Below are 23018 nucleotides of genomic sequence, written 5' to 3'. Positions count from 1 at the left end.
TCTTTCGCAATATTGCGGAAACTTTTATTCACTAACGCGCGTAAAGCAGTCTCAACCGGCAAGAGAGATGTGCCATGGGACTGATCCTTCTTGTAATCCTGATCCTCCTGCTGATCGGTGCGCTGCCGTCATGGCCGTACAGCTCAAAATGGGGCTACTACCCGTCCAGCGGCCTTGGCCTGATCGTGGTCATTGTCGTGATTCTTGTCCTTATGGGACAGATCTGAGCTAAAAAAAACCGCGCTCCTCACAGAGCGCGGTTTTTTAGACCCGAAAGGAGTCTTCAGGCCGGAATGGCGGCCTTCACACCCTTTTCGCGAATGATCTTCCGCAGCGCGATGACCTTCTGATCCAGTTCGGACGTGTCCAGATCGCGCCATCCGTCAAATGCCGGAAGCTTCAAAGAACTCTCGAAATCGTCAGCCTTGGCAAGCTTCCATTCGGCTTCGCCATAAGTCGGCTCGGACGATTCGTACGTCCCGCCCTTCTCGTCCCGTCCACGCAGCATTTCGAGATAGGACGCAATTCCGAACGCAATGCGCGACAGATCCCGCTTGCCTTCGATCGCCCGGCGCACGGTTTCCGTCCAGAACACCTGAACCTTGGAACAGCCATCGCTGGCAATCCGGAGCGTCTGGTCCGACATCGCCTTGTTGGAGAAACGGCTGATGACGCTGTCCCGGTAACCTTCGAGCGTCATGCCTGAAGGCGCCTTCAGGGTCGGGATGACATCCTTGTTGAGGTAGTTCTTCAGATTGCCAAGGAGTTCGCCATCTTCGATGGCGTCATCCACATTCTCATAGCCAACCAGAATGCCCGGGAAACAGAGCGTGACGTGCCCGGCATTGAGCATCCGGATCTTGACGTGCTCCCAGTCCGTCACATCCCGGACCATCTGCACACCGGCTTTTTCAAGCGGCGGGCGACCATCGGCGAACTGGTCTTCCAGAACCCACTGATGGAAATCTTCAGCCACCAGCGGCAGGTCGTCATCCAGTCCGCTGGCCGTATTCAGCTTCTTCGCAATGGCCGTTGAAACGGTCGGGGTGATGCGATCAACCATTCCGTTCGGGAAGGTCGCGTTCTCCTCGATCCATTTTGCCAGTTCGGGATCGCGCGCCTTCGCATAACCGAGGAAGGCCTTGCGAGCGACATTGCCGTTGTGGCGCAGGTTGTCGCAGGACATGACCGTAAACGCCTTGTGTCCGGCATCCCGGCGGCGACGCAGGGCCTCGACAACATAACCGAAGACCGTGGACGGCTTTTCCGGGTTCTGCAGATCGGCTTTCACCGCCGCATTTTCCAGATCAAACGCACCGGTCGTCTCGTTGATGTTGTAGCCGCCTTCCGTGATCGTCATGGACACGATGCGGATCGCCGGATCGGCAAGATGCTTCAGCACGGCTTCAGGATCTGCCGGGGCAAGAAGATAATCGCGCAGCGCCCCCATGACGCGCACCGTGCTTTTGCCCGAAGGGGCCGTCTCGGTCAGGGAATACAGGCAGTCCTGTTTTTTAAATTCCTCGGCCTTTTTCTTTGAGCGGTCACTGCCCGTCAGACCAACGCCGATGATCGCCCAGTCAGGCGCGTGTTCGAGGATCTGCTCCACATAAAACGCCTCATGCGCCCGGAAAAAGTTACCCACACCGAAATGCACGATCCCCGGTTTCACGCCGTCAATGTCGTAAGGGGGCGCCTGGACATTGGCAGGAAGAGATTTGAGGGTTTCGCGCGTAATCATGGACTTCTCCGTGGTTTCGGGCCGGTCGCTGACGGGGACCGACAAGGCCGGGCATGTGCCATAATAGCCCCCGAACAACGCAAAAGCCGAATAACGGTTTCAACAGCCCCCGGCGCCGTCCACCGCAAAGACCCTAGAAAAGAGGCGTCAGAGCCCTTTCATGCCACTCACATCTTCGCGCATGACCACGCCGACAGCTCTTTCGAGATCTTCCCGGAAAAGGGACATCACAAAGCGCATCTCCGGCCGGGTCTGTTCTTCCAGACGTGGCAGGAGATGAAGAATTTCTTCATCCTGCGCCTGTCGCGGATGTCGGCTGTTCTTCGTGGTCAGTTGTTCTTCACAACTATGTGCCAGCGCCCGGAGTGCATGGCTCAGCCCCTTGTACAACGGCATCAGGCCGGTATTTCCTGCCGCGCGCCCCGTCGCAATCGCCCGCGCGACCAGCATCGTGTCATTCAGCAGGCGCCGCATGAGGCGGGGCAGAGCGGCCAGAACCGGATCACGTTGTTCCAGTTCCTTCAGCCGCTCGCGCCGCGCTTCGGTGACGGCATCCTCAAGCTCCATCAGCAGGGCCACACAGTCATCGTTCTGCTGCTCGATGGCCGTCCATCCCGTATTCTGGTCGAGCGCACTTTTAAGAAGCTGGTCCATGCGCCGTAACAAACGCCCTGCCGTATGAAACGCCTGCTTGCGCGCACTGCTGTGCAGAATGAGGAACGATACGACGATCGACACCGCAACGCCCATGACAATGGCCAGAAGCCGCGTGACCAGCGGCAGAAACGGGCTGCCCTGACTGGGAAACAGATATACGATCATCAGCGTGATGCAGGCGAAACGCAGCGTCGGCTGAATGGCCGTCAGGAACACCAGCGGCGTCAGCATGATCCAGAACGGAATCCAGCGCAGACCCGTCGTGATTTCCAGCACGACCGCGCACCCGCCCGCCAGCGCTCCGATCACCGTTCCACTGATCTGGTCGCGGGCCGTGGCCATGGTCTGGCTGATGCTGGACTGCGTCACGATCAGGGCCGTGACCAGCGCCCAGATCGTTTCCTGCAGATGCATGAGCGATCCGACGATCCACGCCACGACCACCGACACCAGAACCCGGATGGTCTGGCGTATTGCGGGACGCATGACTTCGCGCCAGCTGCTGTTCCGGGGCAGCGCAGGCAGCCAGGCCTGGCCCAGACGTATCAGGACATTCATGCTCACATTTCAGTACAGGTGAAAATCAGTTCCCCAGAAAGGGCACCGGAACCCAGCGCAGCCCATCGTCGTCCTGCACCAGCAGCAGGGCTTCCGTCTTCTTGCGCTCGTGCAGACCTTGCACGGCCTTGGCGAAGTCGTCCGGGGTGTTGATCTGGTCCTGTCCGACCTGCGTAATCACGTTGCCTTCCACAATCCCGCGCGAGGCGGCGGGGCTACCCGCCTCGACCCGCGAGACGAGAACGCCGCGCTGATCGTCAGACAGCGCATATTGCGTGCGTGCGTCCGCGTCGATCGCACTGACCGTCACCCCCAGCTCACCCAGAGCCGCATGGCGGTGTTCCGGCTGGTGCGTGTCTGATGGCGGCATATCCGGCGGTGTGGGGGACTGCGCGAGCGTGATCGGCAGCGTTTTGAGGGCACCCTTGTGCCAAACGGCCAACTGCGCCTGCGTCCCCGGCAGAATGGAGGCAATGATGCGCGGCATGGTCTGGCCGGTCACGTCCTGATCATTGACGCGGGTGATGATGTCGCCAACCTCAAGACCCGCTTTTGCAGCCGGGCCTTTCGGATCGACTTCAGAAATCAACGTTCCCTTGCCGTTGGAGCCGTCCGGCTTGCGGAAGTCGAGCGTCTCGGCGATGTCGTTCGTCACATCCTGGAATTTCAGCCCCATCCAGCCGCGCGAGACATGCCCGGTGCGGCGAAGCTGGTCGATGATCCCCCGCGCATCATCCGCCGGAATGGCAAAACCGATGCCGATGGAATCGCCGCCCGAGCCGCCATAGATCAGCGTGTTGATGCCAATGACCTCACCGGACAGATTGAACAGCGGACCGCCGGAATTGCCGCGATTGATGGCGGCATCCGTCTGGATGTAGTCGTCATACAGACCGTGTTCGACGTTTCGTCCGCGCGAAGAAATGATGCCTGCCGTCACAGTTCCGTTCAGCCCGAACGGGTTGCCGATCGCCAGAACCCAGTCCCCGATCCGCGCTTTGTCGCTCCGGCCCAGCGGGACGGTCGGAAGCGGACGCTTGGGCTTGACCTCCAGCACGGCCAGATCGACCTGACTGTCCCGTCCCACGATCCGCGCCGGCATCTCGGTCCCGTCCTGAAGCGTGACGCTGACCTGATCTGCCCCTTCGATGACGTGATTGTTCGTCACGATGATGCCGGACGCATCAATGATGAAGCCCGAACCCAGCGCCTGCTGACGACGCGGCGGATGGTTCGGGGCCGGTTTATGTTTCAGGTAATCATGAAAGAATTTTTCCAGCGGTGAGCCCTGCTGGAACGGGGGCACCTGCGGGCCGTCCGGATCGCTGGAATCGGGGCCTTTATCATCCGTCTTCGCAGGCTTGAGCACAGCCGAGGTCGAGACGTTCACGACCGACGGCAGGAGTCTGTTTGCCAGATCCGCAAAGCTCGACGGCACCGAACGTGGCGCAGGAGTCGGTACGGAAGACGGCTGGCCTGCAACCGGCGCAGCATCCTGAGCCAGCGCTGGAGCCGCGCTCAGCGCCCAGCCTGCGGAAAGGGACAGGGATAGCGCCAGAACGGAAACAGAAAGACGGACAGACGGTTTTTTCATACCCGCACGCTAACGCAGAACATGGCCTTTCGTCACCATCCTGCCGTTCAAGGTGCGTTTGCAGCCTATTCATGATAGCGTCAAAATCTTTCCAGACGTGATATTTTCCCTGATGAGAGCCCGGCATGACTGACACCACGCCCCCCAACGACATGCCGCCCGCCTCCCCCGGGACAGACGCCCCCAGCGCCGAAACCCGCATCGCTAATATCCTGAAATCCGAGCAGGACAGTCAGGGCTCGAACGTCCTGTCCTTCGCAGCGCTTGAGAGCGTCTCGGTGCAGAATGGCCATGCGCATGTTTCCCTCGCGACGTCACGGGACAACGCCTCGCGCGTGGAACCGCTCCGGCCGCGCGTCGAAGCCGCGATTGCGAGCCTGCCGGGCATTACGGGCGCCACCCTATCCTTCACATCTCATCGCCCCGCAACGCCGACCGCCGCCAATGCGCCCGCACAGGGCGTAGGACACCGTCCCTTCAATCTGGGCGACAAACGCCGCAACGCCGCGAGCCGACATGCTCCCGAGACGCTGCTGCCGGGCGTGAAGGCCGTTATTGCGGTCGCATCGGGCAAGGGCGGTGTCGGCAAATCCACCACAGCCGTCAATCTTGCGGTCGGACTTGCACGGGAGGGCCTGAAGACCGGGCTTCTGGATGCGGATATCTACGGCCCCTCCCTCCCCCGGATGCTGGGACGCAACACACGACCGGACGTCGTGGACGGCACGATCCTGCCGATCGAAGCCTGGGGTCTGAAGAGCATGTCCATCGGCTATCTGGTGGACGAAAATCAGGCCATGATCTGGCGTGGCCCGATGGTCATGGGCGCGCTGACGCAGTTTCTGGGCGAAGTCGAATGGGGGGAACTCGACGTTCTCGTGATCGACATGCCCCCCGGCACCGGCGACGCGCAGCTGACGCTGGCCCAGAAGCTCGGCCCCAAACTTGCGACGGGCGGCGCAGTTATCGTCTCCACCCCGCAGGATATCGCGCTGCTGGATGCGAGGCGCGGTGTGGCCATGTTCGAGCGGATGGAAACCCCGATCCTCGGCGTCGTCGAAAACATGTCCTATTTCTGCTGCCCGAACTGCAACCACCGGACGGAGTTGTTCGGACACGGGGGCGCAAAGGCCGAAGCTGAAAAAATGGGCGTTCCGTTCCTCGCTGAGATCCCGCTGCTCGCCGATATTCGCGCCAGTGGCGATGATGGGACTCCGATCATCCTGTCTGCACCCGATAGCGAAGCGGCTCAGGCCTATACACGGCTTGCGCAGGCTGTGGCCCGTTCCCTGTCTTCCGAACACAGCACGAAAGAGCCGTCATGATCCGTATTCTTTTCCTCGGCGCCTGCCTGACAGGAGCAGGCCTGACGCTGGCTGGCTGCTCCCATACGGTCACGCATCAGGGGCTTTCTTCCGACGGCTATGGCTTTACGAAAGACTCGCAGCATCTGCCGCCGCCCGCCGATCTGACCACGCCTATCCCGCACTGAAATCCAAACGAAAATCCGGCACGCGAACAGAGAATCGTTTTCGGGAGCTTGACCTGACAGCCCCGAACATGGAAAAAGCCGCACTGCCGATGCCGGGTTAGCACAGTGGTAGTGCAGCGGTTTTGTAAACCGAAGGTCGGGGGTTCAAATCCCTCACCCGGCACCAGCTTTTCCAAAAAGCATGGCGACAGCAGCTAACGGACGATCAACGCCGTTCAGGGCGTAGTTTACCTGCGCATTTTTGCTACAAAATCAGAATTCTCACCCGCACCAGTAATGCACAAGTATCGCACCCGCAGAGGGTGGAATGTGGGTATTCCAATAATCTTCTTGACAGACTTGGCGCCAAATCCTGATCGGGCTTGTGACCCGATTCTAAAATTATTGTATTAAATCAGCGCATTAGAAAATTTTACGCACTCAAACGCACGAATCGGAGCGCTTCAGTCAGACGGCAACACCCTGTGGATAAGTCTGTTTGTAAAAAGCTCTGAGATAAGTGTGATAAAATTCACACGAATCCGCAGCGAATCTCTCACGACAGCTCACAAAGTGAAAAAAACAGACAATCTCTGATTTTACTTATCGTTTACTGAATTGAATATTTTATGAAGCTGGCCAGAAAAAGTGAATAGCAACAGATATCAGGACAAGAGAGATAGCAATTCCAGCCCAGACAAAAAGACTGGGTGGCTTTACAGGAGCGTCTTCCACAGGACTTTCAGCCTGCGCCTCCCGGGCCTCGCTCATCAGCCGTTCAAGATCGCTTTCGGCGGAATCCTTCCCGGCAGATGCAAAGCCGGGGCTGGGCTCAGGATTGAGCATCCAGAACCGCCGCCATTTCAGACCATTCCCGCTTGGTCAGGCCGGAATTTTCCTGCGTGACGGTTTCACCCGCCAAACGCCGCCGCACGACCTTCAGCATCCCGGCCGAAAGCGTAAAGGCGCCAAGGCGGTATTCCTCGAATGCTGCAGACGTCGCGGGCACCCAGGCTTTAAGAATTTCGATCATCTTTTCCGCATAGACGCGGATCTCGTACTGCGCATGCGGATCGGCGCGCAAGGCGAGGAAATGCATCAGATTGTGCAGGTCAATCTTCCAGTACCACTGCGTATAGGTGTTCAGGGTCAGATTGATCCGTGCAAGCTCACGCGCCAGTCCCGTCCCCTCAGGGTTCAGCAGACTTTCGTAATCGTCATAGCACTGGCTGGCATCCCGACGCAGGATTTCGAGAACCTCATGAGCCGTCTCGGCATCCAGTGCGTCACTGCGTCCCTGCCGGTTCGAACTGCTCTGCGTCGCCACCTGATCGGGTGCTGGAAGATAGAACTCCCGGTCCAGAATGGAATAGCGCGCCGAATATTCGTTCACGCTCGCCATACGGTGACGAATCCACTGCCGCGCGACGAACACGGGCAGCTTTACGTGAAACTTGATCTCGCACATCTCGAACGGCGTCGAATGACGGTGACGCATCAGATAGCGGATCAGACCCGCATCTTCGGAGACCTTCTTCGTCCCGCGGCCATAGGACACGCGCGCAGCCTGCACGACCGCGCCATCGTCGCCCATATAATCGACCACGCGCAGGAAACCATGATCCAGCACCTCGAAAGGCGTGAAAAGCAGATTTTCCATCGCCGCCACAGTCGGACGGGACGTAAGCTGGGGTTCGCTGCGCTGCGCTTCGATTTCAGCGCGCTGTTCGGATGTCAGTGCCATGGCGGCGGCTTTAGCATGGGCTTTTGCCCGGCGTCATCCGAATGAATCGGATTGACACGATTCCGGACGTCTAATTTTTTTCGTGGCCTCTTTTCCCTTGCGGGCGAACAGCCGCACTTCTATGTTCATCAGTGCAAGGGGTTCGTCCCCGGCTATGGCGATAAACGGTAAGTGGAATAAGTGTTGTGGACCCGGGGGCAGTGCCCGGCGTCTCCACCATGAAAAACCCCTCGCAAAAAGGGTCTGTGGGGACGAAACAGGCTCGACGCGCACGGTAAAGACTTATCTTTTGCCCGGCATTGTACCACCGTCATCGGGCTAAACTTACAAGTGCCAACGATAACTCAGAGGTGCTCGCTGTCGCTGCATAAGCGATAAGCGCGGTTCGGGAGGGCACCGGGCAACAGAAGCCCTCCCACCTCATCATGTCTCCGACATTCCTTTCAAAGACGGCTTGCCATCTGTGCCCGTCTGTCGCATCCCTTGATGAAAGTTGACCGAAACATCAGGCTTGCGACCATGAGCGACGACGATCACAACGGCCAGGACGGCTTTGAGCACGAGCTTCCCGAGAGCCTTCTCCCCTATGATGACTGGGTGGAAGACGCCTATCGTGAAGTCATGCTGCGTGCGATCGAGCATGTTGCAGCCGAGGGGCTGCCAGGGGCCCATCACTTCTATCTGACGTTCCGCACGAACCGGCCGGATGTGATTATCCCTGCCCGCCTGCGGGCGCAGTATCCCGAAGAAATGACCATCGTTCTCCAGCACCAGTTCTGGGATCTGGCGCTGGACCGCGACAAGAACGTGATTTCGGTCGGCCTCTCCTTCGGCGGCGTCGGGAGCATCCTGTGCATTCCCGTCAATGCCATCACGGCCTTTGCCGACCCCCACATCCGGATGGCCCTGCGCTTCAACCACTCCCCGCTTGAAGACGATGAGGACATCGAAATTCCCGAGGGCGCGGTAGAGCCCGACGATATTGATCCGGCCCATCATCCGGACGTCCAGCCCGAGCCCTCCTCTTCGGAAGACGGCAAAAAAGACGCGGAAGTGGTCAGCCTCGCGGCCTTCCGCAAGCGTCCGCCCAGCTAGGTGTTAGCCAGAGTGTATGGTTCCAGCCTATACTGACTGGAACCAGTGGCCTGAATGTCGCTTTCATGAGGGATCCCCATGCGCTTTACCGTTGATCGCCTTGACCATATCGTGCTGACCGTCCGCAACCGGGATCTGTCCGCGTCTTGGTATCAGCGGGTTCTGGGCATGGATATCGACGAGTATGGCCGCAACAACCGTGTGGCCCTGAGTTTTGGTGGTCAGAAGATCAATCTGCGCCCCGAAGGTGCGGAGGGCTGGGATACTGCCGGAGCGGCTGCGCCCGGAACATCTGATCTGTGTTTCACAACAGCCATCGCCAGCGAGCATATCGTCAAGCATCTGGAAAAATGCGGCGTGGAAATCGTTGAGGGCCCGGTTGCGCGTCTTGGCGCCCTTGGTCCGATCACATCCGTTTATTGCCGTGACCCGGATGGCAATCTGATCGAACTGGCTTCCTATAACGGCTGAAGGCGGGGGATCTCGCTCCACCGCCTTCAGATCGCGTTACCAGTTCTTGGAAATCAGCCAGAATTCCTCAGAGGTGAGGGTAATGGCGTTGCAGTCTCTGGTTTCGGCTGCGGCCTTGGCAAGCGCGTGAATCCGCTCGATCATGATCGTCTTGCGCTGATGGGCCTCGGACGTTTCCTTCACGGTCGACAGGGTCTGGAGCGCGGATTCGGAGGCTTTGGCGACGCGTGCGGCGTCAATAGCGGCATAAGACATGAAATGTCTCCCTGAATGTAAAAACTCCTCGGAGCCTACTCCACGCCTGCCGGGATACCAACTCCATACCCCACAGAGCAGGCGGGAGCGTCTTTAAACCGGGGTGACCGCCAACGCCGCTTCATACGCGTCCAGCACCTCTTCAGTCGGACCATCCATACGGATTTCCCCGCTTTCCATCCAGATGATGCGCGTACACCACTGTCGGAGAATCGACAGTGCATGGGACGTCACCACCAGAATTTCCGCGGCGTCGACCATGCCTTCAAGCCGTGCGCGGGCCTTGTCCTGAAATTTCTGGTCGCCGGCCATGAACCATTCATCCATCAGCAGGATCCGGGGGCGCGGGACCGTCGCCAGCGCAAAGCCCAGACGGACGGACATGCCGGAGGAATAGAGCCGGACCGGAAGATCGAAAAACGCTCCCAGATCCGAAAACGCCTCCACATCCTTCTCCAGTTCCTGTGTCGCGACCCGTCCCATCCCCATACGGCAGGCGAAGAGCTGGATATTTTCGCGCCCCGTCAACTCGCCATTCATCCCCGCATTGGGGTCAATAAGGGCGTGGGTATCGCCTTCGATATCCAGTGTCCCCTCGCCCGTTTCATAAATCCCGCCGAGGACACGCAGGAGCGTCGATTTTCCCGCCCCGTTATGTCCGACGAGCCCGATCCTCTCCCCTTCGGAAATCGTGAGGCTGATATTGAAAAGCGCCTGAACTTCCACGACTTCGGCGGAATTGCCGCTGATGCGCATCCTGCCGCCCACGGCGCCCGTTTTGGCAGCCACAGTGCTTTTCGCACGGGCCAGCAGCGTCTTCTTCAGAGAACGCGAGCCACCATGCAGAACGGGAAACGACAGGGAGAGATCTTCAAGACGGATATGGGCCATGATGTCAGATCCAGAAGACCAGACGCGCCCGCGCCCGGATAAACGCGCGTACTGCAATCAGCCAGAACACCACACTGGTGATCAGTGCAATCCCCCAGATCTGCAGAGACGGCACACGCCCCAGCAGAGGCTCGCGCACAATTTCCAGCAACGGATAGAACGGATTGTAGAACAGATAGGACGCCTTTGCGCCGAGCTGCTGCGGCATCCAGATGACCGGCGTCACATAGAACACGATCTGCAACAGCGCTCCGACAATGGGTGCGATATCCCTGAAGCGTGCGCAAAGAGAGCCGAACACCATACAGGCAGCGAACCCGTCCAAAGCCCAGAGCAGAAGGGCGGGAAGCGCGAGAACGGCATTCACCCCCGGCCAGACATGATAAATGGCGAATACCGCGAGTGGCACCACGATATTATGGGCAAACACGATCGCATTCCGGACCACCACCCGCAGCGCATAAAGCAGAAGCGGCAACTGGACGGAGCGCACCATGGCTTCCGCTTCCAGAAAGCAGGTGCAGGATTCCTGGATCAGGCTTGAAAGTCCCACGCTCCACAAGGTGAGCGACAGCGAAAGGAACGGCAGATAGGTCGCAAGCTGCATATGAAACAGCCGACTGTACAGAACACCCATCGAGGCGACCATCAGCGCGGAGGTGATCGTCAACCAGAAAGGCCCCAGCGCCGACCCCCGATAGCGAAGCCGGATATCGAGCCAGCCCAGCCTGACGCCCAGTCTCCAGAGACGTCGGGTTTCCTTCCAGTCCGCCCAGGCCCGCGCAGCAGGGCTGCCACGGGGCGCGTCACGACGGGTCTGCCTGCGCGGCGCTTCGTCCCGGGCAACATCGGAAGCTGGAGAAGGTACACTCATACTGTCCGCCTACCCGATCCCCTATGTCCCGGCAAGAAGACGCTACAGTGATCATCGTATTCCGGGAAGTTCATATTCGGGAAATGAATCTCCGCTACACTCAGACCAGCGGACAGTCCTGCCTCAGAAAATCTGCCCGCCAGAGCCCTTTTTCCTAGTTTCGCCGCAATCCCCGTGTATGCTTGGCGTAATGAGACCAGTTTTCCTCAGGTGCCCAGACCCGATGCCCAGACCCGTCTTTCCTTTCCGGACTTCTGTTCGCACTCTTTCTTTCATCCGTGCGGGCGCAGCGTTCGGTCTGGTCGGGCTTCTGGCGGCCTGTGCCGGCAACAATGCCGATATGGGATCGTCTTCGGAAATGCCGGTCTCGCAGGAAGCGGCCAATTACCGCGCCCATGCAAAATCCTATTACGCTCCGCCCGGCCCCCCCGAAGACCCGTGGGGACCTTATATCCGCGAAGCATCCGAGCGCTTTGACGTGCCCGATGCCTGGATCCGGGCCGTGATGCAGCAGGAATCCGGCGGCCATCTTTTTGACCATAACGGCAATTTCATCACATCGGTTCCCGGCGCGATGGGCCTTCTGCAGCTCATGCCCCCAACCTATGACGACATGCGCCAGCAATACGGGCTTGGCGAAGATCCTTTCGATCCGCATGACAACATTCTCGCAGGCACGGCCTATCTGCGCCAGATGTATGATATTTATGGTTCCCCCGGCTTCCTTGCTGCCTATAATGACGGTCCGGGCAGCCTTGACCGTTATCTGCGTCGCGGCCGCGCACTGCCGCGCGAGACACGGAGGTATGTCGCCGCGATCGGGCCGCATATCGCCGGGATCACGCCCCGTAACCGCTCCGCCGCCGATCTTCTGGTCGCACAGCACGACCCCAATTCACAGGTCATGCTGGCACAGAACACCCAGCCTGCCGACATAGCGCCGACGACTTCGTCCTCTGAGCGACAGGCAGTCAGTGCGGCGTGGAGCCACCGAGAGGCAGCCGACACGGCCTCTGACGATACAGATTCCGACACACCGAATGCGACGCCGCAGAGCCCGGCATCGCCTGCCGAAGCTCCTGTTCAGGTCGCCTCCGCCGCGGGGTCTGAAGCGCCGACGAGTATCAGCGCCGCCTGGGCCGCCCGTGGTTATGCGCCAGCGCCCGCTCATCCTCTCGTGCGTCAGGCCTCCGTGCCCGCAGACGATGTGGCTGACAACCGCGTAACGGCACAGGAAATCCCAATCGGACATCACCTCCAGCCCCAGCCGATCATGGCCGTCATGCCCGCCACCCGGCCCCAGTACCGCATGGCGCTTCCTGCAGCGTCCGCTCCGGCCAAAAGCTCGGCAACACCGGGAAATACGGCTGGAAACTGGGCGATTCAGGTCGGCGCTTTCGCCAATGCCAAGCAGGCAAGTCTTGCGACAGCCACGGCTCACAGCAAAGGCGGTGTTGTGGTCGCGTCCGCCAAATCACAGGTGGAAAGCGTCAAAAATGGCCGGTCCCATCTCTACCGCGCGCGTTTGACGGGGCTGTCACATGAAAATGCGGTTGCAGCCTGCCGCCGTCTGTCGCACGGTTCTCCCTGCGTTGTGGTTCCGCCCGGCGCCTATTGATCCGTTTGCCGGGTCGCATGTCGGCCCGCTTTTCTGACAGGAATACAAAACCCCGATGCGCCGCTTTCTTGCAACGACCGCTTTCTGTGCTGTCGCCCTCTCCGGCGCCCTGACGATCACTCCGGCGCATGCCGCACTCGAAACCGGCAGCCATGCTCCGGATTTCTCGGCCCCTGCGAGCCTCGGAGGGCACGAGTTCACCTATCATCTGGCCGATGCCCTCAAGACCGGCCCGGTGGTCCTGTATTTCTATCCGGCAGCCTTCACCAAGGGCTGCACGATCGAAGCCCATGAATTCGCGGACGCCATTCCCGACTTCAAGGCGCAGGGCGCAACCGTGATCGGCGTTTCCATGGACCCAATCGACAAGCTGGATCGGTTTTCGGTCAGTGAATGCCGTAGCACCTTTGCTGTCGCCGCCGATCCGACAGGTAAGATCACGCGCAGCTATGCCGCCAAAATGCCCCTGCTGCACATGGCAAGCCGGACGTCCTATGTCATTGCGCCGGACGGTCATATCGTCATGAGCTATGCCTCGATGTCTCCTGACGAGCATGTCTCGCGCGCGCTTGCCGCGGTAAAGGCCCTGAAGCAGACCCCGTGAGCGCACCTTCCATTTCAACGCCTTCCGACCTGTTCGACCACCATCATGTGGGTGATTCAGGCTCTCTGAAACTGTCTGCGGATGTCAGCAGCAGCGCGATCTATGGTGGCCCGAAAGACTGCTACCGCTACACATTGCGCCGTGTCTGGGACGACACACGCCCCATGGTCATGTGGCTGATGATGAACCCGTCAGTGGCGACTGAATTCGGCGATGACCGTACGGTCGCCAAGTGCCAGCGTTACGCGCGGGCATGGGGTTATGGCGGCATGTTCGTCGGCAACAGCTTCGCCTATCGCTGCACGGACCAGAAGCGTCTGCTTGAGGTGGACGATCCGGTCGGGCCGGACAACGATGCCCATTTGCTGGACATGGCCCGGCAGGCCGATCTCGTCGTGCTGGCTTACGGGTCGCCGCAGGCCAAGGGGCTGCGCGGGCGTGGAACCGAAGTTGCGCGGCTGATGGGACAGAACGGCATCAGGGTCACGGCCCTGCGCCTGAGCAAGAGCGGACGTCCTGAACATCCGCTCTATCTGCCGTCCATCCTCACACCAGAGCCGCTCGACCCGGATAGGCTGGGCTGAGCGGCGTTTTCCGGATCAGGCTGCGTCAGTTCGCAGCCTTGTCCTGTTCGTTGATGACCCAGACCAGAACGACATGCTGGTCGTGGTTCGGATAGGTCGCCTGCGGCTGAAAAGATACGCCGACATTCTTGGCCTTGTAGAGACCCTGAATAGCCTGCTGGTCTGCGGAGAGCAGTTCGTTCGAGACAGGTCCGCCCGCACGAAGCTTGGTCGCGGCTTCCAGATCAGCTGTCGAAACTTTCTTGTTTCCCTGAAACGCGACCCTGTCCAGAACCAGAGCCGTAGGCTGGGCAGGCGCGCTTGCAGCCTGTTCCTCAAGAATAATCTTAACAGCCACGCCATCGCCGGAAATCCGCAGACGTTCCTCAAGGCTGGTCCCGACATTGCGCGAAGAATAGAGTTCGCCGATGCGCTTCTGAGAAGCATCCAGATCGTTGCGGGTCACCTTGTCTCCCGCGTGATAGCCGAATGCCTGAAGGATATCCGCCGTCGGAACGCGGCTGTTACCCTGAACGGCAACGCTCATCAGCTTGAGCGGCACATTTGGAGCGGGAGCCGCAGCAAAAGCGTATTCCGTAGCAGCCGTTCCGGCGAAGGACGCAACAGCCAGCGAGACGCTCAGAACACTCCGGGCGAGCAGGGGGCGAAGGGACATCTGGCAATTTCCTGTCATGAAAAAACTCTGACTTTTACGCTACAGGAGTTCCCGGCTTTGGCAAATCGCCGCCGCTCCGAACCGGACGTCATATTTTAGTTGCGAATAAATCTCATTATCGCAATAACGCGCGCAACCGCTTCTTGCTTCGAGGTTTCCGTGCGCGCATCACTTTCCATCCCGCTTTCAAACCCACTCCGGGTTGCGCGCCTGTCCTGTCTGCTGCTGGCAGGAACAGCTTTTCCAGCCTTCGCCGCCCCTGTCTCCACCGTCGCCGACACGACATCCACTACTTCGGCAAAGTCTCCAACCGAGGCCCAGCAGATCAGTCAGGACGAGGAAATCGTTGTCCGCGCCAGACGCCGGGACCAGATGCAGGTCAGCAGTGGCGGACAGCTCGGGGCTCTGGGTAACAAAAAAGGACTGGATGTTCCGTTCAACATCCGCAGCTACAATTCCAGCCTGATCCTCAACCAGCAGTCCCAGACGCTGGGCGAGGTGCTGGAAAACGATCCGACCGTCCGCACGACCTATGGTTACGGCAATTTCTCGGAAATGTTCGTCATCCGCGGCTTTGCCGTAAATGGTGACGACGTTTCGATCAATGGGCTTTACGGCATCACGCCCCGGCAGCTTGTCTCTCCCGAACTTTACGATCAGGTGCAGGTTCTCAACGGCGCCAGCGCGTTCCTCAACGGGGCCGCGCCCAGCGGGTCGGCCATCGGCGGCAACATCAATCTGCTGTTCAAACACGCAACAAATGCCCCCCTCACCCGCCTCACCGGCGATTACACCAGCAGCGCCATGGGCGGTGGCAGCATCGACGTTGGCCGTCGGTTCGGACAGGACAAGGATTTCGGCGTGCGGCTGAACGTCGCAGGCAAGAGCGGCGAAGACGCCGTGACGGACGAATACCGCCATTCCACCACGTTGGGCGCGGATTTCGACTGGCATGACCGCGACAACCGCACCCGCGTTACAATGGATATCGACTATGAAAACCAAGGCGTAGATGGTGGCCGCCCGGCGATTTTCCTTGGCAGCGCCGTCACATCCGTCCCCCGCCCTGTCGCGCCATCACATAACTTCGGGCAGCGCTGGGCGTATAATGACCTGAACTATGTTTTCGGCATGCTGAACGCCGAGCATGATCTGACGAAAAACATCACGCTCTATGGCGCGTTCGGTGCGCTCACCAGCAACGAAAAGGGTAATTATTCCAACCCGACCGTCACCAACTCCGTCACCGGCGCCGGAACGGCGGGCGCGATGTATGTGCCCTACGACCAGACCAACGAAAGCACGCGCGCAGGCGTTCGCGCCCATTTCCGCACCGGCTTCATCCGCCATGAAATCAATGCTGGTGGTTCCGGCCTGTGGGAAGACAGCGCCGCCGCCTACGCCATGGCAGGGACACCGGGAACGACCAACATCTACAACACGCCGCAGTTCGCTGCTCCAGCAGAAACCACCGTCGGCGGTGTTCTTAATGACCCGCAGTCCACCAACCGCACGCGCCTGTACAGCCTGTTCTTCTCGGACACGATGTCCTTCTTCCACGACCGTGTCGCCCTGACAGGCGGTTTCCGATACCAGAACATGCTCATCAAAGGCTACGCCTACAGCAAGACCGGTCAGGGCGCGATGAACAACCATTACGATCAGGACGCCATCACCCCGGTCGTGGGGCTGGTCATTCATCCGACACGCAGGACATCTCTGTATTTCAACCGGATCGAAGGCCTGTCGCAGGGACCGACGGCTTCGGGAAATGTCGTGAACCTGGGCGAGATTTTCCCGCCTTACAAATCCACGCAGTATGAAGTGGGCGCGAAATACGACACGGGACGCTTCAGTGCCGCGCTCGCCGTCTATGAGATTTCACAGCCCAACGCCTATTCCGTCGCACTCGGCAATACGGGCCAGTTTGCCTTCCGTGAAGACGGATTGCAGCGGAACCGGGGCATCGAACTGACGCTGAATGGCGAGATCCTGCCCGGCCTGCGCTTCAATGGTGGCGGCACCGTCATTCAGGCCGATCTGCGTCATACGGCAAACGGCCTTCAGGACGGCAACACCGCCATTGGCGTGCCGAACTACACCATTAACGGCAATCTCGAATACGACCTGCCGTTCCTCAAGGGCGCCACGGTCGTGGGCCGTGTGGTCAATACCGGCAAGCAGTGGGTCAACACCGCCAACACCCTGCATATCCCGGTCTGGACGCGCTTTGATCTGGCAGGGCGCTATACGTTCGTGACACATCACACGCCGGTCACACTGCGGTTCGGCGTCGATAACCTGGCCAACACGCGTTACTGGTCCTCGGCTTTCAACGGCTATCTGATGCAGGGTATGCCCCGCACGTTCAAGTTCTCCTTCACGACGGATCTGTAATCCGCTTCAAAATACTGAAAACAAAAAACGCGCCCTCCTTTACAGGAGCGGCGCGTTTTTCATGTCACCTGTTCCGATCAGGAGCGATCAGAACGTGATGCCCGTTTCGAAATCCAGAAGCAGCGGATTCTTGTAGCGGTTCGTGCCACCGGTGCTCCAGATATACTGCGCACCCGGCCGGATCACGAGCCAGGGCGTCGGACGCCAGCCATAGTTCAACTCGATCGCATGCTCGCCGGAGGGCTTGTTGATACCCTGTGCGCCCGAGGCCTGCATCTGGCGCGCCCAGATCGTGAGCTTCGGATTGACCCAGAGCATCTTCATGCCAAGGCTGATCGTATCGTTCGGGCGGCTGCGGAACGTGCCCTTACGGGTGACACCCCAGGTGATGAAATACGGTGCGACGGCTGTGCGCGGATCGCCCCATGTGAAGGACGTGAACAGCGTCGTGCCACGGTTTGGATCGGCCGCATCACGCTCCAGCATCCGGTCGAATTGGAACCAGCCACCGAACCGTCCACGCACTTTCTGCGTCGGGGCCGACAGCAGATACTCGGCCGGAACGGAAAACATGCTGAGCTTGGAATAGACGTCGCTGACTTCGGACGTATCCCAGTATCCGCCAATCTTGACGTTGGTCTGGAGCGGGCCGCTGTAATCGTCCTTGCCGCCCTGATGCCAGCCGAGCTGGAACGGAATATAGGTTCCGATCGCATCATGCAGGTTCAGCTTCCAGCCGTTATGCGTGTTCGAGATCGTCGGGTCGATCGAGTACGCGCCGAACTGCACGAGATAATGGTCGTTCCCGGCGGGGTAGAACTTCACCCATGCCCCCGGATGGGCCGTCGGATACCAGCCATAGCCCGAGTTCATCGCGATGGACTGCGGCATACCGCAGATCGCGTTGGATTCGAACTGGCAGTACTGGCTCATGCCCCAGTAGATGGACGACTGCTCGAAATCGTTCTCGGTGTTAATTTCACCAACTTCGGTCGACACATACCGGTTCCAGGGCATTTCCCAGGACAGACGCGTCAGACGCACCGTCTCGCCCGAACCGAAGATCTGCTGCGGGCTGTCCAGCGCCGGAAGCGTCGCGCCAATGCCCAGTCCCTGACGCGCCGTGATCAGCGTATGGAACATGCCCAGATTCAGGCCCGTCAGCTTCTTGAGGTTGAAATCGACATTGATTCCGAACTCATCCGCATAACGTACGGCCTTGGTCTTGCCGCCCATCGGATTGCCGGCACTGTCCTCAAGATAGTGCCCTCCGATATTGATCCCCTTGTCGGTCAGCCATGTCCGCCAGCCGCCCCAGTCACCCGTCATGGTGCTCTGGGTCAGCCAGTCGTGAAAAGACGCCGGGAAGAAACGGTTCTCGGTCGTGTCGGACGTGGTGGCTGCGGGCTCAACGCCTTTGGGAGTCGGCTTCACGAGTTGCGGCACGGGAGAAATGGATTTCGTGCGGATCTGCGGCGTGCCCATGGTCGCCGTGCTGGTTCTGGCAGCGGCTTTCTGATGACCGTCCACAACACCAGCGGGTGTTGTCTGTGCGTGCGCGACGTCCGTAAGACCTGAAAGCAGCGCTGTCATGGCGCAAGCCGTCCACAGCGTTTTCGTCCAATCCTGTCCGAGCTTCCCCATCTTTCAAACCGTCTCCCTGTGACACCATGACAGCCGCCAGAACCCGATCACGCGGCCGGGAGATGTCATACAGTCCGAAAACGGTCCAGAATAGAGCACAGAAGACGTCAGTTTTCGTAATATGTCCTTCAGGACACGATCCCGACACCTGCCGTCATTTTTAAATCTGGAGATTTCTCCATAATTACAAAAAGTTTAACGCTACAGTTTCGACGCCTTATCCCCCGATCACAGTTGCGTGTTCCCGGTCCCAGCGGCGCGTCAGAGGTTCAAGGCAAAGCAACAACACGACCAGAGCGGCAGCGATTTCACACAATGTCCGGAAAAGCCCGGCATAAAGGGATGCTCCTCCGCCCCCTGCGATGGCTTCCGGAGACAGCGCAGCCTGATTGGCAATGAGGCTGCCCACATACATGGCAATGCCCCACAGCAGATAGAGCGCGCCCATCATAAAGCCACTCAACCGGGCGGGCGAATAACAGGCCACAACGGCCAATCCCAGACCAATTGTCAGCAGTTCCCCCAAAGACAGAAAGCCATATCCCACTACCATTACCCAAGGCGACACCAGCCCGTCCGCATGGGCAGCAGCAGCCCACCACACGCCAAATCCCAAGGCGACCATGGCATAGCCAAGGATCATTTTGCGGGCATGAGAGGTCTGTTTCTGCTGTTGCCCCATCCGATTGTAGAGAAAGGCCAGCGCCGGACTGAGAGCCATGATCCAGAGAGAATTGAGAACCTGAAACTGCCCTGCCGACATATGAAACAGCGTCACGCCGCCAATACGGTAGTCTCCCGAAACGCCACGAAGGGCAAAGAGCGTCAGGGACGTCATCATCTGCTGGTAGAAAACAAGATAGATCGTCCCCTGCAGGCACAGCATATAGGTCAGCCGCAATCCCGGACGTTCGGCTTTCGGTGCCCGCACATACAACGCCACCCAGATCGCCGCGAGAATTGCCCCTGCTGCCGTCACGCAAAGCCGGGCCAAAGTATCGCTCCCCAGAATCCATGCGTTGAAAACGGTCATAAGAACGAGACCAGCCCCGACCAGTCCAAACCTGCGCAGTGGCACAGGCTGTTTTTCGGAAGCAGGCGTGGTGGCATCAAGCCAGTTGGACCGCAGCACATAATACAGCAGTCCAACCCCAAGCCCGACCGCGCATGCGGCGAACGCAGAAGGCGCGCCATAATGGATCTGCAACCATGGCGTCAGCAGCATGGAGACCGTCGAACCGACATTGACGGACATATAATAGAGCGTGAAAGCGGCATCGAGCGCCGCGTCGTCGCCCTTGTAAATCCGGCGCACCAGATTTCCGGCATTGGGTTTGAACAGCCCGTTTCCCGTGGAAATGAGAGCCATCGCTACCAGAAGCAAAATATGGGACTGCAATGCTGCGGCCAGAACAGCATAGCCGCCTGTCAGCAGGAGCGCGCCCATGACGACAGTCCGCCGCGCGCCCAGCACGCGGTCTCCAATGACACCGCCAACTAAAGGCGTAATATAAGTCAGCGCCCCGAAGGCACCCATCATAAGATTGGCCGCTGCATCTCCCATCCTGAGATGCACGACCATGAACAGCGTGAGAACGGCCTGCATGCCGTAATATCCGAACCGCTCCCACAGTTCGATGGCCAGAACAACAGTAAACGCCCTGCGGCGCATCCCGGGGGCGGAAGAAAGAGAAGTATCGGACATGCAGAACCCGTCAGAAACCAGAAGACGGGGCACTTTAGGGCAAATGCCACTCCCCGGCGAGGATCAGTGCATGCGTGCTGATAAGCCCCAGAACCACCACGAAGACCAGCGCCACGATCCCGCCGATGATGTCACTCCACGGCCATTCCGGCAGTCTCGACCGGACACGACGCACCATCCCCATCTCTTCAGCTCTCCTGCTGGCTGAAGAAGGCCTCCAGCTCGGGGGAGACAGTACCGATATGAACCTGCAACGTCACCAGCAGATCACCGGCCGGATGCTTTTTATCGCCACCGATTCCACGCCCTGCCAGACGCAGGACCTTGCCACTGTCGGAGTGCTTCGGGATCTTGACCGAAACATCACCCTTCGGGGTCGGAACGGCGATCTTGCCGCCCAGAATAGCCGTTTTCAGATCCAGATTCAGCGTCATGCGCAGGTTGCGTCCCTCACGGACATAGCGGCTGTCGGGCGTGACGGAGATCGTCAGCAGCGCATCCCCGGCCACGCCCGGCTGGCCATCCATGCCCGGACGTCCCGGCGCGCCTTTGCCGCGCACGCGCAGGGTCTGCCCGTCTTCCACACCCGGCGGGATGCGGACCTCGGTGTGCCCGCCCTCACCGAGGGTCAGATCGAGCGACGTTCCCAGAACAGCCTGCTGAAACGAGATCGTCACCGCAAAACGACGGTCAGATCCTTTGGAAGCACGGCGACCGCCGGAACCACCCGGCTGGAAATCACCGCTGAAGCCCCCGCTAAACATGTCCGAAAAGAAGGAGCCGAGATCTTCCTGATTGAATCCGCCCTGAAAGCCCTGGCCGCCCGAACGCGGCCCACCCGGACCATACCCGCCACCGCCAAAGCCGCCGCCAAAAGGCCCACGCTCCTGCCCGTCAGCGTCGATCTCGCCGCGATCGAACTTCGCGCGTTTTTCCTTGTCGCCAACGATATTGTACGCCTGCCCGACCGACTTGAAGCGCTCTTCGGCCTTCTTATCGTCCGGGTTGTGATCCGGATGGTACTGCTTGGCCAGTTTCCGATACGCGCTGCGAATTTCCTTGTCCGTCGCCGTTTTCGAAACGCCCAGTACCGAATATGGGTCGCTCATCTCATTTCCCCGTCTTCTTCAGGTCCCTCATCCAGCAGGGAAATCAGGACCGCAATGACTTCATCCTGCGGGAAGCCAGCCCGCACACCGTCTGAGATCAGGTCCTGCAGCTTTGGTCGCAGATAATCTTCTGCCGGATATCCATCGTCTGCCATCTCTGATCCTCCGTTATTCCCAGATGTGTGACCACTGCGGCTTCGGGTCAATGTTTCTGAATAAACTCTGCAATATCAGGCACGACGGCGCCATCAATCGGAAGCGACCCATCAGTGGCAGGAACCGCACCCAAATCCGCCAACGAATGAATCGCCGACGGCAACAAAACAACCGTCGCCTCAGGATCAGCAGCCTTGAGAAGCGGTAAATCATCAGTAGCGCTGATTTGCCGATCGGTACCGCCCTGAACGATAAAGACCGGCCCGTGATATGCCTTGAGCAACGAGGCTGGATCATGATGGAAAAGATCGATCATGAAATCCTGTACCCGCGGATGAAAGACACCCCGCAACCCCGGATGCAGCGTCTGGACATCCACATGCTGCCCGGCTTCGAGCGCATCGATTGCAGTGTCGATCTGCGGCAGAACCGTTTTGGCCGACGGAATGGCATGAAGCTGCGCTCGCAGGACTTCGCCAAGCGGTCGTCCCGGAGTGGACAGAAGGATCAGTCCGCAGATATCCGCCTGTCCCTGAGCGCTGGCAAGGGCAACGAGGCCGCCTTCGCTATGCCCCAACACCCAGATACATCTCGCACCAGTTTTGGCTCGGATCACCCCAATCCAGCTTCGCACGTCGCTCGCGTACTCCGCGATCGTGACGTTATTACCGTCGGCCACGGCCTGTTTGCTGCCGAACATGCCGCGTTTGTCGATCCGGACGGACGAAATCCCGTGGGTGGCAAGACCATCCGCAATCTGCCTGAGCGTCGCAGGCTTCTGACCCAGAGCCGAATTTCCGTCGCGGTCCGTCGGCCCCGAGCCGGGGATCATCAGCACAACAGGGGTGCCAGCGCCCGCATTCACGAATGTTCCGGCCAACACTCCCAGAGGGCCGGGCGCCGTAATGGCGCTGCTCTCAGCCGCAAATGCATGCGACGCCAGACCGCAGACGCCTGAGAGGAGAAAAAGGAAACGAAATATTTTCGACTTCATTCTGCGTCTCCTTTTCAGGTGCCTTTACCTTGTAAAAGCTCTGACGAAGGCGTTTTGTTGTTTGACTTCGACGGGGAGCCTTGTGTCGGTGAGGGCTTTTCCCTGCCATCCGGCGCCGAGGGCAATGTAGAGGGCGACGGCGTTGCGGACGCGGGCGAGGCGTCCGACGACGGCCTGATCTTCGGCGGACAGGGCGGTCTG

The 23018-nt window shown here is 59.5% G+C and carries 23 protein-coding genes, 1 tRNA gene and 1 other RNA gene; 11 read left to right on the top strand and 14 right to left on the bottom strand.

The features are described from left to right. Window positions 1-74 precede the first annotated feature (74 nt). The gene (locus JK208_RS14735) at window positions 75-227 is read left to right on the top strand and encodes a DUF3309 family protein (RefSeq protein WP_077803360.1); all 153 of its coding nucleotides are present in this window, start codon (window positions 75-77) and stop codon (window positions 225-227) included. 56 nt (window positions 228-283) lie between these two features. Here JK208_RS14735 and JK208_RS14730 read toward each other — a convergent pair whose 3' ends face one another. The 3 genes from JK208_RS14730 to JK208_RS14720 all read right to left on the bottom strand — a co-directional run bounded on the left by JK208_RS14730 (window position 284) and on the right by JK208_RS14720 (window position 4550). After that, window positions 284-1741 (bottom strand): mannitol dehydrogenase family protein, encoded by a 1458-nt coding sequence (locus JK208_RS14730; RefSeq protein ID WP_211576578.1) that lies wholly within the window; start codon window positions 1739-1741, stop codon window positions 284-286. 147 nt (window positions 1742-1888) lie between these two features. Further along, window positions 1889-2956, bottom strand: coding sequence for an aromatic acid exporter family protein (locus JK208_RS14725; RefSeq protein ID WP_211576577.1), 1068 nt, complete (start codon window positions 2954-2956; stop codon window positions 1889-1891). A gap of 25 nt (window positions 2957-2981) precedes the next feature. Next, the gene (locus JK208_RS14720; protein ID WP_211576576.1) at window positions 2982-4550 is read right to left on the bottom strand and encodes a Do family serine endopeptidase; all 1569 of its coding nucleotides are present in this window, start codon (window positions 4548-4550) and stop codon (window positions 2982-2984) included. A gap of 125 nt (window positions 4551-4675) precedes the next feature. Here JK208_RS14720 and JK208_RS14715 point away from each other — a divergent pair, with 125 nt between their 5' ends. The 3 genes from JK208_RS14715 to JK208_RS14705 all read left to right on the top strand — a co-directional run bounded on the left by JK208_RS14715 (window position 4676) and on the right by JK208_RS14705 (window position 6208). Further along, window positions 4676-5875 (top strand): Mrp/NBP35 family ATP-binding protein, encoded by a 1200-nt coding sequence (locus JK208_RS14715; protein WP_211576575.1) that lies wholly within the window; start codon window positions 4676-4678, stop codon window positions 5873-5875. Next, window positions 5872-6042: a hypothetical protein gene (locus tag JK208_RS14710; RefSeq protein WP_211576574.1), complete on the top strand. Its 171-nt coding sequence runs from the start codon at window positions 5872-5874 to the stop codon at window positions 6040-6042. The genes JK208_RS14715 and JK208_RS14710 overlap by 4 nt, the downstream gene beginning before the upstream one ends. 91 nt (window positions 6043-6133) lie before the next feature. Continuing rightward, window positions 6134-6208: transfer RNA gene (locus tag JK208_RS14705), tRNA-Thr, on the top strand. A gap of 645 nt (window positions 6209-6853) precedes the next feature. Here the strand turns inward: JK208_RS14705 and thyX are convergent. Beyond that, entirely contained in the window at window positions 6854-7765 is a 912-nt protein-coding gene (gene thyX, locus JK208_RS14700) for an FAD-dependent thymidylate synthase (protein WP_099287426.1), read from the bottom strand. Window positions 7766-7858: 93 nt separating this feature from the next. Here thyX and ssrA point away from each other — a divergent pair. The 3 genes from ssrA (at window position 7859) to JK208_RS14685 (ending at window position 9331) form a co-directional block, all read left to right on the top strand. Continuing rightward, window positions 7859-8185: a transfer-messenger RNA gene (gene ssrA, locus JK208_RS14695) on the top strand. 99 nt (window positions 8186-8284) lie between these two features. Next, the gene (locus JK208_RS14690; RefSeq protein WP_062028435.1) at window positions 8285-8860 is read left to right on the top strand and encodes an SspB family protein; all 576 of its coding nucleotides are present in this window, start codon (window positions 8285-8287) and stop codon (window positions 8858-8860) included. Between the two features lie 78 nt (window positions 8861-8938). Next, window positions 8939-9331 carry a VOC family protein gene (locus JK208_RS14685; protein ID WP_194269042.1) on the top strand — a complete coding sequence of 131 codons (393 nt, stop codon included), beginning with the start codon at window positions 8939-8941 and terminating at the stop codon, window positions 9329-9331. 36 nt (window positions 9332-9367) lie between these two features. Here the strand turns inward: JK208_RS14685 and JK208_RS14680 are convergent, their stop codons facing one another. The 3 genes from JK208_RS14680 to JK208_RS14670 form a co-directional block, all read right to left on the bottom strand. Continuing rightward, complete coding sequence (locus tag JK208_RS14680) at window positions 9368-9586, bottom strand: hypothetical protein (protein ID WP_211576573.1); 219 nt, start codon at window positions 9584-9586, stop codon at window positions 9368-9370. 93 nt (window positions 9587-9679) lie between these two features. Further along, window positions 9680-10477: an ABC transporter ATP-binding protein gene (locus JK208_RS14675; protein WP_194263179.1), complete on the bottom strand. Its 798-nt coding sequence runs from the start codon at window positions 10475-10477 to the stop codon at window positions 9680-9682. A gap of 4 nt (window positions 10478-10481) precedes the next feature. Then, entirely contained in the window at window positions 10482-11351 is an 870-nt protein-coding gene (locus JK208_RS14670) for an ABC transporter permease (protein ID WP_194269043.1), read from the bottom strand. Between the two features lie 223 nt (window positions 11352-11574). Here JK208_RS14670 and JK208_RS14665 point away from each other — a divergent pair, with 223 nt between their 5' ends. From JK208_RS14665 to JK208_RS14655, 3 genes are read left to right on the top strand one after another with little or no spacing between them, the layout of a single operon-like run. Continuing rightward, window positions 11575-12969: a lytic transglycosylase domain-containing protein gene (locus JK208_RS14665; RefSeq protein WP_211576572.1), complete on the top strand. Its 1395-nt coding sequence runs from the start codon at window positions 11575-11577 to the stop codon at window positions 12967-12969. A 55-nt stretch (window positions 12970-13024) separates the two neighbouring features. Next, entirely contained in the window at window positions 13025-13573 is a 549-nt protein-coding gene (locus tag JK208_RS14660; protein ID WP_194269045.1) for a peroxiredoxin, read from the top strand. Then, window positions 13570-14157, top strand: coding sequence for a DUF1643 domain-containing protein (locus JK208_RS14655; RefSeq protein ID WP_211576571.1), 588 nt, complete (start codon window positions 13570-13572; stop codon window positions 14155-14157). The genes JK208_RS14660 and JK208_RS14655 overlap by 4 nt, the downstream gene beginning before the upstream one ends. 25 nt (window positions 14158-14182) lie before the next feature. On the opposite strand, the gene JK208_RS14650 is transcribed toward JK208_RS14655, so the two are convergent. Continuing rightward, window positions 14183-14812 (bottom strand): POTRA domain-containing protein, encoded by a 630-nt coding sequence (locus JK208_RS14650; protein WP_211576570.1) that lies wholly within the window; start codon window positions 14810-14812, stop codon window positions 14183-14185. A 159-nt stretch (window positions 14813-14971) separates the two neighbouring features. Between JK208_RS14650 and JK208_RS14645 the strand changes: the two genes are divergently transcribed. Then, a complete protein-coding gene (locus JK208_RS14645; protein WP_211576569.1) occupies window positions 14972-17209 on the top strand; it encodes a TonB-dependent siderophore receptor in 2238 nt (745 codons plus the stop codon). 87 nt (window positions 17210-17296) lie between these two features. Here JK208_RS14645 and JK208_RS14640 read toward each other — a convergent pair whose 3' ends face one another. From JK208_RS14640 to JK208_RS14615, 6 genes are all read right to left on the bottom strand, one after another. Beyond that, window positions 17297-18853: a carbohydrate porin gene (locus JK208_RS14640; protein ID WP_211576568.1), complete on the bottom strand. Its 1557-nt coding sequence runs from the start codon at window positions 18851-18853 to the stop codon at window positions 17297-17299. A 217-nt stretch (window positions 18854-19070) separates the two neighbouring features. Further along, on the bottom strand, window positions 19071-20558 hold the full coding sequence (locus JK208_RS14635) for a peptide MFS transporter (protein ID WP_211576567.1): 1488 nt from the start codon (window positions 20556-20558) through the stop codon (window positions 19071-19073). A 34-nt stretch (window positions 20559-20592) separates the two neighbouring features. Beyond that, a complete protein-coding gene (locus JK208_RS14630) occupies window positions 20593-20736 on the bottom strand; it encodes a hypothetical protein (RefSeq protein ID WP_211576605.1) in 144 nt (47 codons plus the stop codon). 10 nt (window positions 20737-20746) lie between these two features. After that, on the bottom strand, window positions 20747-21667 hold the full coding sequence (locus JK208_RS14625; RefSeq protein WP_211576566.1) for a DnaJ C-terminal domain-containing protein: 921 nt from the start codon (window positions 21665-21667) through the stop codon (window positions 20747-20749). Beyond that, window positions 21664-21822 carry a hypothetical protein gene (locus JK208_RS14620; protein WP_194263188.1) on the bottom strand — a complete coding sequence of 53 codons (159 nt, stop codon included), beginning with the start codon at window positions 21820-21822 and terminating at the stop codon, window positions 21664-21666. The genes JK208_RS14625 and JK208_RS14620 overlap by 4 nt, the downstream gene beginning before the upstream one ends. A 47-nt stretch (window positions 21823-21869) precedes the next feature. Further along, window positions 21870-22817 (bottom strand): alpha/beta hydrolase, encoded by a 948-nt coding sequence (locus tag JK208_RS14615; RefSeq protein WP_211576565.1) that lies wholly within the window; start codon window positions 22815-22817, stop codon window positions 21870-21872. Between the last annotated feature and the right edge of the window lie 201 nt (window positions 22818-23018).

Origin of the sequence: Gluconobacter sp. Dm-74 (assembly GCF_018256135.1) — a bacterium.
GTDB lineage: Bacteria > Pseudomonadota > Alphaproteobacteria > Acetobacterales > Acetobacteraceae > Gluconobacter > Gluconobacter cadivus.
The sequence above is the reverse complement of the archived record's forward strand: the minus strand, read 5'-3'. Positions and strand labels throughout refer to the sequence as shown.

Excerpts from the sequence above, each read along its gene's own strand:
- JK208_RS14680 (WP_211576573.1), bottom strand. The coding sequence starts at position 9,586 with ATGTCTTATGCCGCTATTGACGCCGCACGCGTCGCCAAAGCCTCCGAA.
- JK208_RS14630 (WP_211576605.1), bottom strand. The coding sequence starts at position 20,736 with ATGGTGCGTCGTGTCCGGTCGAGACTGCCGGAATGGCCGTGGAGTGAC.
- JK208_RS14715 (WP_211576575.1), top strand. The coding sequence starts at position 4,676 with ATGACTGACACCACGCCCCCCAACGACATGCCGCCCGCCTCCCCCGGG.
- JK208_RS14685 (WP_194269042.1), top strand. The coding sequence starts at position 8,939 with ATGCGCTTTACCGTTGATCGCCTTGACCATATCGTGCTGACCGTCCGC.
- JK208_RS14640 (WP_211576568.1), bottom strand. The coding sequence starts at position 18,853 with ATGGGGAAGCTCGGACAGGATTGGACGAAAACGCTGTGGACGGCTTGC.
- JK208_RS14675 (WP_194263179.1), bottom strand. The coding sequence starts at position 10,477 with ATGGCCCATATCCGTCTTGAAGATCTCTCCCTGTCGTTTCCCGTTCTG.
- JK208_RS14625 (WP_211576566.1), bottom strand. The coding sequence starts at position 21,667 with ATGAGCGACCCATATTCGGTACTGGGCGTTTCGAAAACGGCGACGGAC.
- JK208_RS14660 (WP_194269045.1), top strand. The coding sequence starts at position 13,025 with ATGCGCCGCTTTCTTGCAACGACCGCTTTCTGTGCTGTCGCCCTCTCC.
- JK208_RS14620 (WP_194263188.1), bottom strand. The coding sequence starts at position 21,822 with ATGGCAGACGATGGATATCCGGCAGAAGATTATCTGCGACCAAAGCTG.
- JK208_RS14735 (WP_077803360.1), top strand. The coding sequence starts at position 75 with ATGGGACTGATCCTTCTTGTAATCCTGATCCTCCTGCTGATCGGTGCG.
- JK208_RS14720 (WP_211576576.1), bottom strand. The coding sequence starts at position 4,550 with ATGAAAAAACCGTCTGTCCGTCTTTCTGTTTCCGTTCTGGCGCTATCC.
- JK208_RS14670 (WP_194269043.1), bottom strand. The coding sequence starts at position 11,351 with ATGAGTGTACCTTCTCCAGCTTCCGATGTTGCCCGGGACGAAGCGCCG.
- JK208_RS14615 (WP_211576565.1), bottom strand. The coding sequence starts at position 22,817 with ATGAAGTCGAAAATATTTCGTTTCCTTTTTCTCCTCTCAGGCGTCTGC.
- JK208_RS14725 (WP_211576577.1), bottom strand. The coding sequence starts at position 2,956 with ATGAATGTCCTGATACGTCTGGGCCAGGCCTGGCTGCCTGCGCTGCCC.
- thyX (WP_099287426.1), bottom strand. The coding sequence starts at position 7,765 with ATGGCACTGACATCCGAACAGCGCGCTGAAATCGAAGCGCAGCGCAGC.
- JK208_RS14690 (WP_062028435.1), top strand. The coding sequence starts at position 8,285 with ATGAGCGACGACGATCACAACGGCCAGGACGGCTTTGAGCACGAGCTT.
- JK208_RS14650 (WP_211576570.1), bottom strand. The coding sequence starts at position 14,812 with ATGTCCCTTCGCCCCCTGCTCGCCCGGAGTGTTCTGAGCGTCTCGCTG.
- JK208_RS14635 (WP_211576567.1), bottom strand. The coding sequence starts at position 20,558 with ATGTCCGATACTTCTCTTTCTTCCGCCCCCGGGATGCGCCGCAGGGCG.
- JK208_RS14665 (WP_211576572.1), top strand. The coding sequence starts at position 11,575 with ATGCCCAGACCCGTCTTTCCTTTCCGGACTTCTGTTCGCACTCTTTCT.
- JK208_RS14730 (WP_211576578.1), bottom strand. The coding sequence starts at position 1,741 with ATGATTACGCGCGAAACCCTCAAATCTCTTCCTGCCAATGTCCAGGCG.
- JK208_RS14710 (WP_211576574.1), top strand. The coding sequence starts at position 5,872 with ATGATCCGTATTCTTTTCCTCGGCGCCTGCCTGACAGGAGCAGGCCTG.